The 15,189-nt window shown below is 72.1% G+C and carries 11 protein-coding genes; 7 read left to right on the top strand and 4 right to left on the bottom strand.

What is annotated here, in order from left to right; translation table 11 throughout:
* The first annotated feature begins 17 nt into the window (after positions 1-17).
* Together putA and MKK55_RS24900 are read left to right on the top strand one after the other, a co-directional pair.
* A complete protein-coding gene (gene putA / locus MKK55_RS24905) occupies positions 18-3,785 on the top strand; it encodes a trifunctional transcriptional regulator/proline dehydrogenase/L-glutamate gamma-semialdehyde dehydrogenase (RefSeq protein WP_243938181.1) in 3,768 nt (1,255 codons plus the stop codon).
* 244 nt (positions 3,786-4,029) lie between these two features.
* Positions 4,030-4,335: a hypothetical protein gene (locus MKK55_RS24900; protein ID WP_243938179.1), complete on the top strand. Its 306-nt coding sequence runs from the start codon at positions 4,030-4,032 to the stop codon at positions 4,333-4,335.
* Between the two features lie 88 nt (positions 4,336-4,423).
* On the opposite strand, the gene MKK55_RS24895 is transcribed toward MKK55_RS24900, so the two are convergent.
* Together MKK55_RS24895 and MKK55_RS24890 are read right to left on the bottom strand one after the other, a co-directional pair.
* Positions 4,424-5,800: a hybrid sensor histidine kinase/response regulator gene (locus tag MKK55_RS24895; RefSeq protein WP_243938177.1), complete on the bottom strand. Its 1,377-nt coding sequence runs from the start codon at positions 5,798-5,800 to the stop codon at positions 4,424-4,426.
* A complete protein-coding gene (locus MKK55_RS24890) occupies positions 5,797-7,005 on the bottom strand; it encodes an FIST N-terminal domain-containing protein (RefSeq protein ID WP_187274884.1) in 1,209 nt (402 codons plus the stop codon). Before MKK55_RS24890 ends, MKK55_RS24895 begins: the two co-directional genes overlap by 4 nt.
* A gap of 204 nt (positions 7,006-7,209) precedes the next feature.
* Between MKK55_RS24890 and MKK55_RS24885 the strand changes: the two genes are divergently transcribed.
* The 3 genes from MKK55_RS24885 to MKK55_RS24875 all read left to right on the top strand — a co-directional run bounded on the left by MKK55_RS24885 (position 7,210) and on the right by MKK55_RS24875 (position 11,991).
* On the top strand, positions 7,210-7,812 hold the full coding sequence (locus tag MKK55_RS24885; RefSeq protein WP_243938175.1) for a hypothetical protein: 603 nt from the start codon (positions 7,210-7,212) through the stop codon (positions 7,810-7,812).
* A 222-nt stretch (positions 7,813-8,034) separates the two neighbouring features.
* The gene (locus tag MKK55_RS24880; protein ID WP_243937234.1) at positions 8,035-10,449 is read left to right on the top strand and encodes a PAS domain S-box protein; all 2,415 of its coding nucleotides are present in this window, start codon (positions 8,035-8,037) and stop codon (positions 10,447-10,449) included.
* 162 nt (positions 10,450-10,611) lie between these two features.
* On the top strand, positions 10,612-11,991 hold the full coding sequence (locus tag MKK55_RS24875) for an HD-GYP domain-containing protein (protein ID WP_243938173.1): 1,380 nt from the start codon (positions 10,612-10,614) through the stop codon (positions 11,989-11,991).
* Positions 11,992-12,020: 29 nt separating this feature from the next.
* On the opposite strand, the gene MKK55_RS24870 is transcribed toward MKK55_RS24875, so the two are convergent.
* Together MKK55_RS24870 and MKK55_RS24865 are read right to left on the bottom strand one after the other, a co-directional pair.
* Complete coding sequence (locus MKK55_RS24870; protein ID WP_243938171.1) at positions 12,021-12,254, bottom strand: hypothetical protein; 234 nt, start codon at positions 12,252-12,254, stop codon at positions 12,021-12,023.
* A 345-nt stretch (positions 12,255-12,599) separates the two neighbouring features.
* Complete coding sequence (locus MKK55_RS24865) at positions 12,600-13,016, bottom strand: DUF2268 domain-containing putative Zn-dependent protease (protein WP_409566125.1); 417 nt, start codon at positions 13,014-13,016, stop codon at positions 12,600-12,602.
* A 174-nt stretch (positions 13,017-13,190) separates the two neighbouring features.
* On the opposite strand from MKK55_RS24865, the gene MKK55_RS24860 reads away from it, so the two are divergent.
* Both MKK55_RS24860 and MKK55_RS24855 read left to right on the top strand, forming a co-directional pair.
* Positions 13,191-13,712 carry a DUF1993 family protein gene (locus MKK55_RS24860; protein ID WP_243937244.1) on the top strand — a complete coding sequence of 174 codons (522 nt, stop codon included), beginning with the start codon at positions 13,191-13,193 and terminating at the stop codon, positions 13,710-13,712.
* A 162-nt stretch (positions 13,713-13,874) separates the two neighbouring features.
* Positions 13,875-14,993: a molybdopterin-dependent oxidoreductase gene (locus MKK55_RS24855; RefSeq protein WP_243938167.1), complete on the top strand. Its 1,119-nt coding sequence runs from the start codon at positions 13,875-13,877 to the stop codon at positions 14,991-14,993.
* The last annotated feature ends 196 nt before the right edge of the window (positions 14,994-15,189 follow it).

Genomic DNA, 15,189 nt, shown 5'->3' with positions numbered 1-15,189 from the left:
GGGAGGCGGGGTCTGCCATGTCGATCGTGTCGTCGTCGATCGTGTCTTCCCCTCGGCCCGTCGTGCCCGCCCGCCCGTCCTTCGCGGATCTCGCCGACGACCTGCCCGCGTCGTCGCCGCTGCGCGCGGCGATCGTCGCGGCGCACCGGCGCCCGGAGGCGGCGTGCCTGGCGCCGCTCCTCGACCGCGCGCAGCTTCCGCCCGAGGCGGCGTCGCGCGTCGCGGCGACGGCGCGCAGCCTGGTCGCGGGCCTGCGGCGGACGGCGAAGCGGGGCGGCGTCGAGGGCCTGATCCACGAATACGACCTGTCGAGCCAGGAGGGCGTCGCCCTGATGTGCCTCGCCGAGGCCCTGCTGCGCATCCCGGACGCGGCGACCCGCGACGCGCTGATCCGCGACAAGATCGCCCCCGGCGACTGGCGGGCCCATCTCGGCCACAGCCCCTCGCCGTTCGTCAACGCGGCGACCTGGGGCCTGCTGGTGACCGGCAAGCTCACCGCGACGACGCGCGAGCGCGGCCTGTCCGCGGCCCTGACGCGCCTGATCGGGCGGGGCGGGGAGCCGTTGATCCGCCGGGGCGTGGACCTCGCCATGCGGTTGATGGGCGAGCAGTTCGTGATGGGCGAGACCATCGCCGAGGCCCTGCGCCGGGCGCGCCCCAACGAGGCGAAGGGGTTCGCCTATTCCTACGACATGCTCGGGGAGGCCGCGGCCACGGAAGCGGATGCCGCCCGCTACCAGGCCGCCTACGCGGCGGCGATCCATGCCATCGGGCGGGAATCGGCCGGGCGGGGCGTCATCGGGGGGCCGGGCATCTCGATCAAGCTCTCGGCGCTGCACCCGCGCTACACGCGGACGAAGCGCGCCCGCGTGCTCGCCGAGCTGATCCCCCGGGCGAAGGCGCTGGCCGTGCTGGCCAGGGGGTACGGCATCGGCCTGAACATCGACGCCGAGGAGGCCGACCGGCTCGACCTCTCCCTCGACATCCTCGAGGCGCTGGCCACCGACCCGGACCTCGCGGCCTGGGACGGGCTCGGCTTCGTGATCCAGGCCTACGGCCGGCGCTGCCCCTTCGTCGTCGACTGGCTCGTCGACCTCGCCCGCCGGAGCGGCCGCCGCCTGATGGTCCGGCTGGTGAAGGGCGCCTACTGGGACGGCGAGATCAAGCGGGCGCAGGTCGAGGGGCTCTCCGACTTCCCGGTCTTCACCCGCAAGGCCCACACCGACGTGTCCTACCTCGCCTGCGCCCGGATGCTGCTGGCCGCGCCGGACGCGGTGTTCCCGCAATTCGCGACCCACAACGCGCAGACCGTGGCCAGCATCCTGGAGATGGCCGGCCCCGGCTTCCGGCCCGGCGACTACGAGTTCCAGTGCCTGCACGGAATGGGCGAGCCGCTCTACGCGGCGGTGGTCGGCCCGGGCGGGCTCGACCGGCCGTGCCGGATCTACGCCCCCGTCGGCACCCACGAGACCCTGCTCGCCTACCTCGTCCGCCGGCTCCTGGAGAACGGCGCGAACGCTTCCTTCGTCAACCGCATCGCCGACGCCTCCGTCTCGCTCGACGACCTCGTCGCCGATCCGGTCGCGACGGTGCGGGCGATGCGCCCGCCGGGGGCGCCGCACCCGCGGATCGCGACCCCGCGCGACCTGTTCGGCGCCGGGCGGCCGAACGCGGCCGGGCTCGACCTGAACGACGAGGCCGTGCTCGCCCGGCTCGCCACCGACCTGCCGGCGAGTGCCGCCGCGGATTGGGCCGCCGTCCCGTCCGGGCGCTCCGCCGCGGAGGCCCGCGACCCGGTCCTCAACCCTGCCGATCGCACCGACGTGGTGGGCCGCGTGCGCGCGGCGGAGCCCGCCGACATCGCCCGCGCCCTGGCGGCCGCAGCGGCGGCGGCCCCGGGCTGGGCGGCGACGGCGCCGGCCCTCCGCGCCGGCCTGCTCCGCGCCGCCGCGGACGCCTTCGAGGCGCGGATGCCGGTCCTGCTCGGCCTGATCGTGCGGGAGGCGGGCAAGTCCCTGGCGAACGCCGTCGCCGAGGTGCGGGAGGCGGTGGACTTCCTGCGCTACTATGCCGGCGAGGCCGAACGGGTCTGCGGCCCGGAGGCACGGCCCCTCGGCCCGGTCGCCTGCATCGCCCCCTGGAACTTCCCCCTCGCGATCTTCACCGGGCAGGTCGCGGCCGCCCTCGCGGCCGGCAACCCCGTGCTCGCCAAGCCGGCCGAGGAGACCCCGCTCGTCGCGGCCGAGGCGGTGCGGCTGCTGGGCGAGGCCGGGATCCCGGCGGGGGTGCTGCATCTCCTGCCCGGTGCGGGCGCGGTCGGCGCGGCGCTCGTCGGCGATGCCCGGGTCCAGGGCGTGATGTTCACCGGCTCGACCGCCGTCGCCCGCCTGATCCAGCGGACGCTGGCGGGCCGCCTGACCGCGGACGGGCGGCCGGTGCCGCTCGTCGCCGAGACCGGGGGGCAGAACGCGATGATCGTGGATTCCTCCGCCCTGCCCGAGCAGGTGGTGGCGGACGTCCTCGCCTCCGCCTTCGATTCGGCCGGCCAGCGCTGCTCGGCCCTGCGCATCCTGTGCCTGCAGGAGGAGATCGCCGAGCGGACGCTCGCCATGCTGCACGGGGCCCTGCGCGAGCTCGCGGTGGGCGATCCCCGGCGCCTGTCCGTCGACGTCGGCCCGGTGATCACCGCCGAGGCGGCCGAAGGGATCTTCCGCCACATCGAGACGATGCGGAGCCGGGGCCACGCGATCGCGCAAGGGGGCGAGAGCACGCAAGGGAGCGAGAACCCGCAAGGGCGGAAGGATCCGGCCCTGGACGCGGGCAGCTTCGTGCCCCCGACGGTGATCGCGATCGACCGGGTCTCGGACGTGGAGGCCGAGGTGTTCGGGCCGGTTCTCCACGTGCTCCGCTACCGGCGGGACGACCTCGATGCCCTCGTCGACGCCATCGACGCCACCGGCTACGGGCTGACCTTCGGCCTGCACACCCGCATCGAGGAGACGGTGACGCGCGTCCTCGACCGGATCGGGGCGGGCAACGTCTACGTCAACCGCAACACCATCGGCGCCGTCGTCGGCGTGCAGCCGTTCGGCGGCACGGGCCTGTCCGGCACGGGGCCGAAGGCCGGCGGGCCGCGCTACCTCCGCCGGCTGATGACGCGCCCGGCCCCGTCCTGGGCCGATGCCCCCGCCGACGCGGCCCGGTCCCCGGCCGAGGCGGTCGTCGATCCGGTCGCTCGGGCCTACATCGGCTGGCTCCGGCAGCGGGGCCACGCCGAGGTCGCGTCCCGGGTCGAGCGCGATCTCGCCCGGATGCCCGCGCTGACCGAATCGGTGCTGCCGGGCCCGGTCGGCGAGCGCAACAGCTACGGCCTCCGCCCGCGCGGCCCGATCGCGGCGCTCGCCTCGGACGAGGCGGGAATCCTGCGCCAGCTCGGCGCGATCCTGGCCACCGGCCAGCGCGCGGTGATCGCGGCGGAGCGGGCGTCGTCGGGCCTGCTCGACGGCCTGCCCGCGGCGGTCCTGCGGAGGATCGTCCCCGCCGAGGATCCCGCGGGCGCCCCCGGCCTCGGCGGGGTGCTGCATGCGGGCGAGCGGGCCGATCTCGCGGGGCTGGTCCGCCGGATCGCCGAGCGCGACGGGCCGATCCTCACGATCCTGTCGATCCCCACGGCCTCCGATCCGGAAACGGGTTACGAGCTCTCGGACCTGTTCGCGGAACGCACGGTGTCGGTCAACACGGCGGCGGCGGGCGGCAACGCCAGCCTGATGGCGCTCGACGCATGATCCCGTGCGATTCGGCAGCACCCGTGCCGGGATCGGCGCCGACGAAAAAGGCGCGCCTCTTGGCAGAGGTGCGCCCTGAGTTGGTTCCGGTCTCGTGAAGGAACCCGGGTGGGATACGGGGTCGGCGCGGCGCGGGCAAGGTCTGGTCGGCGATATGCCAGCAGTGTGGCCGTGTCATCGAAATGTAACTTGGGTTAAGCTGGAGCCGGAGCGCGGGCGGCCCGTCGCATGAAGGAACGAACCCATGGCATCGATGCAGGAGATCGCGGCGACGATGCGCAGCGTCGTCACGCCCGGGATGATGCCGAAGGCGATCCGCGCGGCCATCCGGGAGAAGCACCCGGAGGCGAGCAAGAAGGAGATCGTCCGCGCCGCGTTCTACGCCCTTGCCGAGGCCCCGGCCGCGGACGGGGACGCGTCGGCGGACCTGCACGGCTTCGCCCTGTCCGAGCGCGGCGCCGACGAGGAGGCCGACGCGGTCGTGACGGTGCGCAAGCGCAAGCGGAAGAAGCACGCGCCCGCCGCGGCCGCGATCGCGCCGGCGCATTGAGGCCGAGGGCTGCGGGCCCTCCGAGGGGCGGGACCGTCGGGCCGACACGCGGTCTCGCGACGACGATGCGGCGCCGGCTCGCCCGTCCTCACGTCAGCATGGAGGTCAGCAGCGCGCGCAGCTGCGCCGGCTTGATCGGCTTGTGCACCAGCTCGGCGCCGAGGGCCGCCGCCTCGGCCGCGATCTCGGGGGCGTGGTCGGCGGTGGTGACGATGACGGGCAGCGGCGCGGTGCGCCCTTCCCGGAGCAGGGCGGCGACGTCGAGCCCGCGGGCGCCGTCGTCGAGGTGGTAGTCGAGGATCAGGATGTCGGGCGCGAGCCCGCCCGCACGCAGGGCGGCCGCGACGCCGGCGGGATCGCGGAAGGTGGCGACGCGCGCATCCCAGTTCCCGAGCAGCCGCTCGAGCGCGTCGGCGGTGGCGGCGTCGTTCTCGACCACGACGACGCGGGCGCCCGAGAGCCGCGTCGCCACCGGCCCGGGCCGCGCCGCGGGCTCGGACGCGGCCGGCACGGCGCTCGGGGGCAGGGTGAGCGACACCCGCGTGCCGCGCCCCGGGCGGGAGGCCAGCGCCAGCGGGTGGTCGAGCGCCAGCGCCAGGCGCCGCACGATCGAGAGCCCGAGGCCGAGGCCGGGCCCGTCGCCCTCGGCGGCGCGCGGCGGCGTCCCGGCGCCGTTCGCGCTGCCGCGGTAGAACTCGTCGAACACCAGCGCGTGCTCGTCGGCGGCGATGCCGCAGCCGGTATCGATCACGTCGACCCGGACCGTGCCGGCGCGGCGGCGCGCGACCAGGGCGACGCCGCCGGACGCGGTGTAGCGGATCGCGTTGGAGAGCAGGTTCTGCAGGATGCGCCGCAGCAGGATGCCGTCGCTCGACACCGCCAGCTCCGGGCTGCGCACCACCAGGCGCAGGCCCCTGCGCGCGGCGAACGGCGCGAAGCTCGCCGCCAGCCCCGCCAGCAGGTCGGGCAGCGGCACGGGCCGCACCTGCGGGTGGACGATGCCGGCATCGAGCTTGGAGATGTCGAGCAGGGTCTTGATCAGGTCCTCGATCGTCTGCAGGCCGCGCTCGACCTGGGCGCCGATCAGGCTCGCCTCGGGCCCGAGCGGCAGGTCGGCGAGCGCCGAGATCGAGAGGCGGGCGGCGTTCAGCGGCTGCAGCAGGTCGTGGCTGGCGGCGGCCAGGAACCGGGTCTTGGAGCGGTTGGCGGTCTCGGCCTCCTCCTTGGCCGCCACCAGCGCCTCGTTCGAGCGCTCGAGGCGGTGCATCAGCGCCGTCAGCTCCTCGGTGCGGGTGCGGACGCGGCCCTCCAGGGTGATCGCGGTCTGGAACAAAGCATAGGCGCCGCCGCGCTGGTCGGTGCTGCGCTCCACATGCGCCATCAGCGCGGCGTTGATCCGCTCGAGCTTGGCGATGCGCCGGCGCAGGGACGCCTCGCCCTCCAGACCGGCGTCGTGCAGGGTCACGGGAGCGCCGGCGGGGCGGGCGTCGCCTCCGCAGGCCCTTCGCTCGCAAGCCTCTCGTCCGCGGGCCTTTTGCCGATGGCGATGCCGGTCAACGTCTGGTTGAGGTGCATCGCCCGGTACTGCTCGCCGTAGGTCTCGAAGCCGACCATGTCGTAGCGCCGGTAGAGGTCGGCGATGCCCTGGCGCACCTGCCGGCTCTCGGCGTCGAGCCGGCGCAGCACGCATTCGAAGCCGATGATCAGGTCGACGCCGCCGAGCGCCCGGTCGAGCCGGGCGAGCTCCGCCCGGGTCGAGGCGACGATGTCGCGCGGCTCGGCCAGCGTCAGGACCACGCCCTCGTCGATGGCGCAGAAGAAGCTGAGGGAGCCGTCGGCGTTGAGCCGCCGGATCGAGCGGCAGAAGTATTCGCCGCCGACCTTCACCGCGAGCGGGTAGGCGGCGAAGCTCATCGGCGTCAGCCGCTCGGGGTCGAGCCCCACCGCCATGGCGTATTCGCGCGCGGCCGGCTCGGCGTTGAGCTCGTAGACGGTGCGCGACTCGCCGTCAGAGGCGGTCACCACGAACTTCACGTCGGTCGGCTCGAAGTTGTCGCTCTTGAAGATCTGCACCGGAAAGTCGCTCTCGACGAGGAGCAGCACGGCGGCGTTGCGGTGGATCGCGCCGCCGTGCAGCAGCACCGCGTCGCGGAAGGTGAGGTCGTCGCCGGCCGAGCCGCCGACCAGCGGGATGCCCTCCAGCGCCCAGGCGATGGCCGAGACCACGGTCTCCTCGGCGTTGGCGAGCCCATCGATCAGCGAGAGCGCGAAGCAGCGGGTCGGCTGGGCGTGGTCGGGCCCGTGCGGCTCGAGCCGGCGGCGCAGCGCCCGCACCGCGCCCGCGGTGCGCTCGACGTCGAGGTGGTCGATTGCGTCGAGCACCGTCGAGACGATGCGGAAGCCGTCCGCCGGGAACGCGATCGCCACCAGGCCGCGGTCGAGCCCGCCGGCCGGGGCGATCCCGCCCGACATGGTGCAGCCGGAAATCTCGGCCCGCGGAAACGCCTCGGCCAGCCGCCGGCTCAGGTTTTCGGGGTCGTAGTCGGGGGAGAAGAACACTAGGAGCTGGGCCGCGTCGGCGCCGACCGCCCGCGCGATCTCGGCGACGGCCTCCCCGGCGGAGCCGCGCTCCGTCCACGCCGTCCTGATGCCGCACAGATGCGTGCGCATCTGCGTTCCCTGTGCCACGCCCCGCCCCCGATCGCCGTCGGCCCCCGGGTTGGTCCGCAGGCGGCACGCGCGAGTATGTGGCGGGCAACCGAAACGTGCAACCGGTGGCGAGAGTGGGGGCGTGGGTCAGTGCGAAATACGTCCTCGAAGGGGTAAGCTTCATATTCTCGCCACTCCAGACCTGACAGCCCAACAAGGAACAGCATGACCAAGCGTCAGCTCCGCAACAACGTGATATGCGCTATCATCGCTTTGGTCACAATTTTTCTAGCTGCAATAACTTCAAGGCTTTTATTGCACGACGAGCAAGTATATGTTGTTATTAAGGTTTTTTCTACAACTTTTATCGCAGTCATCGGCGCATATTTAGCTTACTGCTTCCAGCGGAGGCAGGCGTTTCTTGCATCCCTTCGCGAGCTATGGAAAGAAATAACCGATGCAAAAATCGAGATCAATTTCTATGTCAATCAGTCCTCTAGAAAAAATGAGGACTATATAAAGGCCTATAGGGCGTTGTCGCGCGCGATGGACATAGTGCGTGGTGTATACAAGAACGTAGGAGAGACAGCCACTGAGGTTGGTTATTATCCATTTCAGCCACTTCACGACGTACGCAAATCCCTTGAGCGTATCGAGAGCGCTCCATCCAATGTGGAGACGTTACAAACTGAGCGTGACCGTATAGCTGAGGCTTGGAATGCGTTGCGATGGAGCTTCTTGACCGAATTTGTACGAGTTGAGCCCGAGCGGCCGATTACGAAGAACCTCGCGAGCGATCCAAGGCGCAAACGAAAATATCCAAACTGATCTAAGACCCGAAATCACGGTGGGTGCAGACGCGACTCGCGTAGCCAGATACGGGGATACGCGTCGTGCGGCGCCCTGGGGCTCAAACCGCGACGTGGCTTGCCCCGAAGCTCGTGCGATACGCGCCAAATTCCACCCGCAAAAGGGTCGCTCCGCAACCGACGCGCCGGCGTGGCCGGGCGGCTACATAAATCGCGCGGCGGATGCGGCTAAACCGGGGCCATGCCCGGACGCCACCGCCTTCAGAACGTCATCGAGAGCGCCATCGACTTCGCCGTCATCGTCACCGACCCGGAGGGGGCGGTGACGGAGTGGAACGCGGGGGCGGAGACCATCTTCGGCTGGCCCCGCGAGGCGGTCGTCGGCGGGTCGTCGGCGCGCATCTTCACCGCGGAGGACCGGGCCGCGGGCTGCGTCGAGCGGGAGATGCGCGCCGCCCTCGCCGAGGGCCAGGCGAGCGACGAGCGCTGGCACCTGCGCCGGGACGGCAGCCGGTTCTGGGCCTCCGGCGCGCTGATGCCGCTGCGCGACGAGGACGGCGTCCACCAGGGATACGTCAAGATCGTCCGCGACCGCACCCAGCAGCACGAGGCCGGCGAGCGCCTGCGCGCGACACAGGACCGCTTCAGCACGCTCCTGGAGACCATCGAGACCGCCTTCGCCATCGTCGAGGTGCGGTTCGAGGGCGAGCGCCCGGTCGATTACCGCTTCATCGAGGCGAACCCGGCCTTCGAGCGCCAGGCCGGGGTGAACCTGCGCGGCAAGTGGGTCACCGAGTTCGCGCCCGACCTGGAGCGGTTCTGGTTCGAGACCTACGGCCGCGTCGCCTGGACCGGGGAGCCGGCGACGTTCGAGAGCTATGCGGAGGCGTTCGCGCGCTGGTTCGACGTGCGCGCCGTGCGGGTCGGGGATCCGGCCGAGCGGCAGATCGCGATCTTCTTCAACGACGTCACCGAGCGCAAGCGCGCGGAGGAGCGCCTGCGCGTCAGCGAGACCCTGGCGCGCGAGAATGCCGAGCGGGTGCAGCTCGCCCTCGAGGCCGGCGCGATCATCGGGACCTGGCACTGGGACCTGCCGACCGACCGGTTCACCGTTGACGAGGCCTTCGCCCGCAGCTTCGGCCTCGACCCGGCGCTCGGCCGCACCGGCATCCCGCTCGCCCAGATCGTCGCCACCGTCCACCCCGACGACCAGGTCGGCCTGGCCGCGGCGATCGACGCGGCGATCCGGAAGGGCGGCGCCTACGCGCACCAGTACCGCGTGCGCCGGACGGACGGGCGCTACTACTGGATCGAGGCCAACGGCCGGGTCGAGTGGGCCGAGGACGGCACCCCGTCGAGCTTCCCCGGCGTTCTGATCGACGTCGAGGAGCGCCGCGCCGTGCAGGCGGAGCGCGACCGGGCGGCGGCGGCGCTGCGCGCCCTCAACGAGACCCTGGAGCAGCGCGTCGCCGAGCGGACGGCCGAGCTGATGCAGACCGAGGCGGCCTTGCGGCAATCGCAGAAGATGGAGGCGGTGGGCCAGCTCACCGGCGGCCTGGCGCACGACTTCAACAACCTGCTGGCCGGCATCTCCGGCGCGCTGGAGCTGATGCAGAGCCGGATCGGCCAGGGCCGGTTCGACGACCTCGAGCGCTACATGGGCGTGGCGCAGGGGGCGGCCCGCCGCGCGGCCGCGCTGACCCACCGCCTGCTCGCCTTCTCGCGCCGGCAGACGCTGACGCCGAAGCCGACCGACGTGAACGGGCTGATCGGCGGGATGGAGGAGCTGATCCGCCGGACCATCGGCCCCGAGATCGCGCTGGAGCGGGTCGGCGCGGCGGACCTGTGGCCGGCGCTGATCGATCCGGGCCAGCTCGAGAACGCGCTGCTGAACCTCTGCATCAACGCCCGCGACGCGATGCCGAACGGCGGCCGCATCACCATCGAGACCGCCAACTCCCGGCTGGACCGGGCGGCCGCGACCGCGCACGACATCCCCGAGGGCGAGTATCTCGCGGTGTGCGTGACCGACACCGGCACCGGCATGCCGCCCGAGGTGGTGGCCCGGGTGTTCGAGCCGTTCTTCACCACGAAGCCGATGGGCCAGGGGACGGGCCTCGGCCTGTCGATGATCCACGGCTTCGCCCGGCAATCGGGCGGGCAGGTGCGGATCCGGTCCGAGCCCGGCCGGGGCACCGCCGTCTGCCTGTACATGCCGCGCCACCACGGCGAGGCCGACGGCGACGACGGGGCGCCCGTCCCCGCCGAGGCCGCCCGGGCCGAGCAGGGCGAGACGGTGCTGATCGTCGACGACGAGCCCTCGGTGCGCATGCTGGTCACCGAGGTGCTGGAGGATCTCGGCTACACCGCGATCGAGGCGGCCGACGGCGTCGCCGGCCTGGCGGTGCTGCAATCGGACATGCGCATCGACCTGCTCGTCACCGACGTCGGCCTGCCCGGCGGCATGAACGGCCGCCAGATGGCGGACGCGGCCCGCGTCGGCCGGCCCGACCTCAAGGTGCTGTTCATCACCGGCTACGCCGAGACCGCGATCCTCGGCCACGGCCACCTCGACCCCGGCATGGAGGTGCTGACCAAGCCCTTCCCGATGGACGCCCTCGCCACCCGCCTCAAGGCGCTGATCGCCGGGCGGTAGGGGCTCTGCCGGCGATCCGAGGGGCTGCGACCCTTTGCGGACGCTGGAAAGGTCCGCTCGGGGCGGATCGGCGCGCGCAAGGCAACGCAACGCTTTGATCAGGTTCTTGAGGCAGTCTTGCCGCCTATCGAGACCGATAAGCCAAGAGGCCGGACGAGAACGATGCGGATTGTATCAGGCGGCGACGAGGAAGCCAGGACGATCCAGCTGTCGGAAGTGCTGGGTGCCTTGAGCCACGCCCTCGACCTGACGGAAGGTCAGCCCGTCGGGCATTGCGTGCGCGCGACCTGGATCGGCTTCCACATCGGCCGCGAGATGGGCCTCCCGGACTTGCAGCTCTGGGAACTCTACCACACGGTGATGCTGAAGGATCTCGGGTGCTCCAGCAACGCCGCGCGCATCTGCGAGCTCTATCTGTCCGACGATCTCAGCTTCAAACGCGACTTCAAGACGGTGAGCGACAGCCTGCCGAAGGTGCTCGGCTTCGTCTTCTCTCATACCGGCCTCAAGGCCGGCCTCGCCGAACGCTTCCGTGCCGTGCTCAACATCCTGCAGAACGGCGGAGCGATCACCGACGAACTGATCCAAACCCGCTGCCAGCGCGGTGCCCAGATCGCCCGGCAGCTTCGCTTCCCCGCGAGCGTTTGCGAGGCCATCCACGCGCTGGACGAGCACTGGAACGGCGGCGGCAGACCGGACCGCCTGGTCGGCCCGGGGATCCCGCTCTACGCACGGATGGCGTTGCTCGCTCAGGTCGTGGACGTGTTCCACACCGCAGCCGGCCCCGCGGCCGCGATGGCCGAGGTGCGGGCGCGCTCGGGCACATGGTTCGATCCTCAGATCGTCGCCTGCTTCGAAGCGGCCGCATCCGAGCCCGGCTTCTGGGATACCCTGGCCTCGGATGAGGTCGAGGAGGCGGTGTTCGCGTTGGCACCGGTCAGCCCGATCGTCGTTGATGAGGACTACCTCGACGACATCGCCCGTGCCTTCGCGCAGATCATCGACGCCAAGAGCCCGTTCACCTCCGGCCATTCGGAGCGGGTTGCCGTCTACGCCGACATGATCGCGGCCGAGCTTGGCTACACGTCGGAGCGCCGCCGCTGGCTGAAGCGGGCTGCGCTGCTTCACGACGTCGGCAAGCTCGGGGTCTCGAACGCGATCCTCGACAAGAACGGCAAGCTGGATGACGCGGAGTGGCGGGACATGCGCAATCACGCGTCCCTCTCCGAGACCATCCTGACCCGCGCGGCCGTGTTCCATGAGATGGCCCGCATCGGTGGCGGACACCACGAACGGCTGGACGGGAAGGGCTATCCGCGCGGCTTGAGCGGCGACGCGATCGAGCCCGAGACCCGCATCGTCTCGGTCGCCGACGTGTTCGACGCGCTGACAGCCAACCGGCCCTACCGGGCGGCCATGTCGCTCGAGAAGGCGCTCGGCATCATGCGCGCGGATCTCGGCACTGCGTTCGACCCGATCTGCTTCGCGGCGCTGGAGCGCGCGCTCGCCTCGATCGAGGGCGATCTTGCGCGGGCGGCTTGAGCCGAGCCGCCTCTCGGCGAACCCTCCGACTACCGGATCAGGATCATCTTGGAGGCCCTGCCGTCGGCACGAGGTGATGCGTCTCCCGACGTCGAGACGATGACCGTGCGCACCACCCAACCGCAGGCGGGCGAACGCAAGGCCCGGAGGAAAAGCGAATTGAGGCCGCGGGTCAGCATGATCTGAGCTTTCTGATGTTGGCTTGCGCTGAAGGCGTCGGCTGAAAAATCTGGCACCCGCCCTGTGAGTTCATCATGCAGCATCCGGCAGGACAGGGTGATAGCAAAGTCGATCGCATTTGATGCAACCGGAAGTACAACTTCTAGGAGTGCAAGTCTTCGATCGCGCTGACCGTCCGGAACGCCGCCTTCGTCGGCTTTCGAAAACCACCGACATCGGCGTCGAGGGCGTGGTCGGGTCCGACTCCGGACGTCTGCTTCCGGGGAAAACGCCAGGGGCCGCTTTCCGCCCGATCCGGTCGCAGAGCGGACCGGCCGATCTCGGCCCGTGCCGGCCGTGCGGACAAGCATCCGCCGGTGTCGGAAGCCGCCGTCATCGACCGGCTTGGCCATTCCGCCTCGGGGCTGGGAGGCGGCCCGGGCCGGCGGTCAGAGGTTCGGCAGCGTGCGCCCGCGCGCCGCCGCGATGACGTCCGGCGCGGGGATGTCGACCCATGCGCCACCGCCGGTGTCGGCGCCCGCTTCGGGCCAGTCGCCCACGATCCGGTAGCCGAGGGTGTAGCCGAGCCAGCGCGGATACCGTCCTCCCCCGAAGAACCAGGCGCGGTGGTCGTGCCCGGCGCCCGCGAGCGTCGCGTCGTCGGGCAGGTTGGCCGCGAGTTCCGCGTCGGTCACCGCGCATTCCCACGGCTCGGGCGGCGAATCGAACAGGCGGCCGACGAACCGCCCCGCCAAGCCCTCGCTCACGAGGGCCTCGCCCAGCGTCCAGCCGTAGCCGGGCCCGGCCATGCGCATGCCGTGGTGCGCCTCGTGCGCGACGGTCCGGCGCAGATCCCCGTCACGCAGCGCGCGGGCGAAGTTGGGGTTGCCGTGGTCGAGGGTGAGGGAGAACAGGCCGGCGCCCGGACCGCACGGTCCCGACGCGACCCGCCGGCCGTGCGGCCCCGTCGCCCGGCGTGCCCGCGCGCGGTGTGCGCCCCGTCACCGCGTCGTCCCGGGCTGCCGCCTAAGCCAGGCCGGATGAGCATCAGCATCCACGACGTCAGCGTCCCGGTCTTCGTCCACGCGCTTGGCAACATGAGCGCGTGGCTCGACAAGGCGGCGGCGGAGAAGCCGGAGGCCGACCTGCTCGGCCGGCGGCTGGCTCCGGACATGAAGCCGTTGCCGGCCCAGTATCAGATGGCGTCCGACAGCGCGAAGAACGCGGTGGCCCGGCTCGCCGGGATCGCGGCGCCCGCGATGCCCGACGTCGAGGCGAGCTTCGCCGAGCTCAAGGCGCGCTGCGCCCGGACGATCGCCTTCGTCGAGGGCGTCGATCCGGCGGCTCTGGCCCTCGGCGCGGAGCGCGCGGTGGAGCTGACGTTCCCGAACGGCATGGGATACCGCTTCAGCGGGCAGGGCTACCTCACCGGCTTCGCGCTTCCGAACTTCTTCTTTCACGTCACCACGGCCTACGGCATCCTGCGGGCCGCCGGGGTGAGCCTCGGCAAGCCGGATTTCCTGCAGCATCTCGGGCCGCCGACCCTCCACGCCGCGAAGTAGCCGCGCGGGCTCCCCGGCCCGGACCCGATCCCCGGGATCGGGGGCGCGCGGGATCGCGCCAACGCCTGTGACGATGTCGCCCGGGCCGTTTCGGGGCGGCGCGTGAGCCTTCGCGCCGCCGGCGCGTTCACGGCCCGTGTCCGCATCCGAACGGGAGCCCCGATGTCGAGCCTGGCCGAGCGAAAGGCACGCCTGATCGTCCACGGCGATCGGCCCTACAACGCCGAGCCGCCGCTCGCCCGGTTGCGGGCCGCCTACCGGACCCCGGCGGAGGACTTCTACGTCCGCTCGCACGGCGACCTGCCGGACCTCGACCCCGACACCTGGCGCCTCGCCGTCGAGGGCGGAGACGGTGCCGCGCGGGCGCTTTCGCTGCACGACCTGCGGACCCGCTTCCCGCAGGTCACGGTCACGGCGACGCTGCAGTGCGCCGGCAACCGGCGCGCCGACATGCGGGCGGTCGCCCCGGTCTCGGGCGACCCGTGGGATGCCGGGGCGATCGGCACGGCCGCGTGGACGGGCGTGCGCCTCGGCGACCTCCTGCGCGCGGCGGGCGTCACCGAGGGCGCCGATCTCCACGTGGCCTTCGAGAGCCACGACCGGGTGGACGGCCGCCCGTACGGCGCCTCGATCCCGCTCGCCAAGGCGATGGCGCCCGAGACCCTGCTCGCCTACGCCATGAACGGGGAAGCCCTGCTGCCCGAGCACGGCTTCCCGGTCCGCGCGGTGGTGCCGGGATTCGCCGGCGTGCGCAGCCCCAAATGGCTCCGGCGCCTCGCCGTGCAGGATCGCCCGTCCGACAACCCGATCCAGGCCGAGGATTACAAGCTGTACCCGCCCGACGTCGGCGCCGAGACGGCGGACCCGGCCCGGGGGCACACCATCGACACGATGCCGCTGAACGCCGCGATCTGCGAGCCGAAGCGCGGCGCCGCCCTCCGCGCCGGTCGCACCAGGGTTCGCGGCTACGCGGTGAGCGGCGACCGGGCCATCGTGCGCGTCGACGTCTCCGGCAACGGCGGCCGGTCCTGGCGGCAGGCCGACCTGGAGCACGCGGCCGCCGCGCCGTTCGCCTGGACGTTCTGGGCGGTGGAGCTCGATCTGCCGCCGGGCGAGCACGAGCTCGCGGTCCGCGCCTGGGACGCCGCCGGCCAGACGCAGCCGGCGCTGCCGGACGACACCTGGAACCACAAGGGCTACCTCTGCGCCTGCTGGCACCGCGTGCGGGTGAGCGTCACCGCAGCGCGCATCGATGGCGCGATCCCCGCGGCGCACGATTGATACCGGGTCTCATGGGTCAGGACCCATGAGGTCCGGCGGACGACCGCCGCCCCGCAGTCGCGGGGGCCAAGGCTCGATGCGTCACGCTCGGCGAGGCTTGGCATGAGGCGGGTCGCGAGCCCGCGGGCGGGCGACGGCCGCTCCCGAGGCGTCCGCCCCGCGGGCATCCACCGGCGGCAAGTCCCCTCCGCGGCTC

Origin of the sequence: Methylobacterium sp. J-059, assembly GCF_022829485.1 — a bacterium.
Lineage (GTDB): Bacteria > Pseudomonadota > Alphaproteobacteria > Rhizobiales > Beijerinckiaceae > Methylobacterium.
The sequence above is the reverse complement of the archived record's forward strand: the minus strand, read 5'-3'. Positions and strand labels throughout refer to the sequence as shown.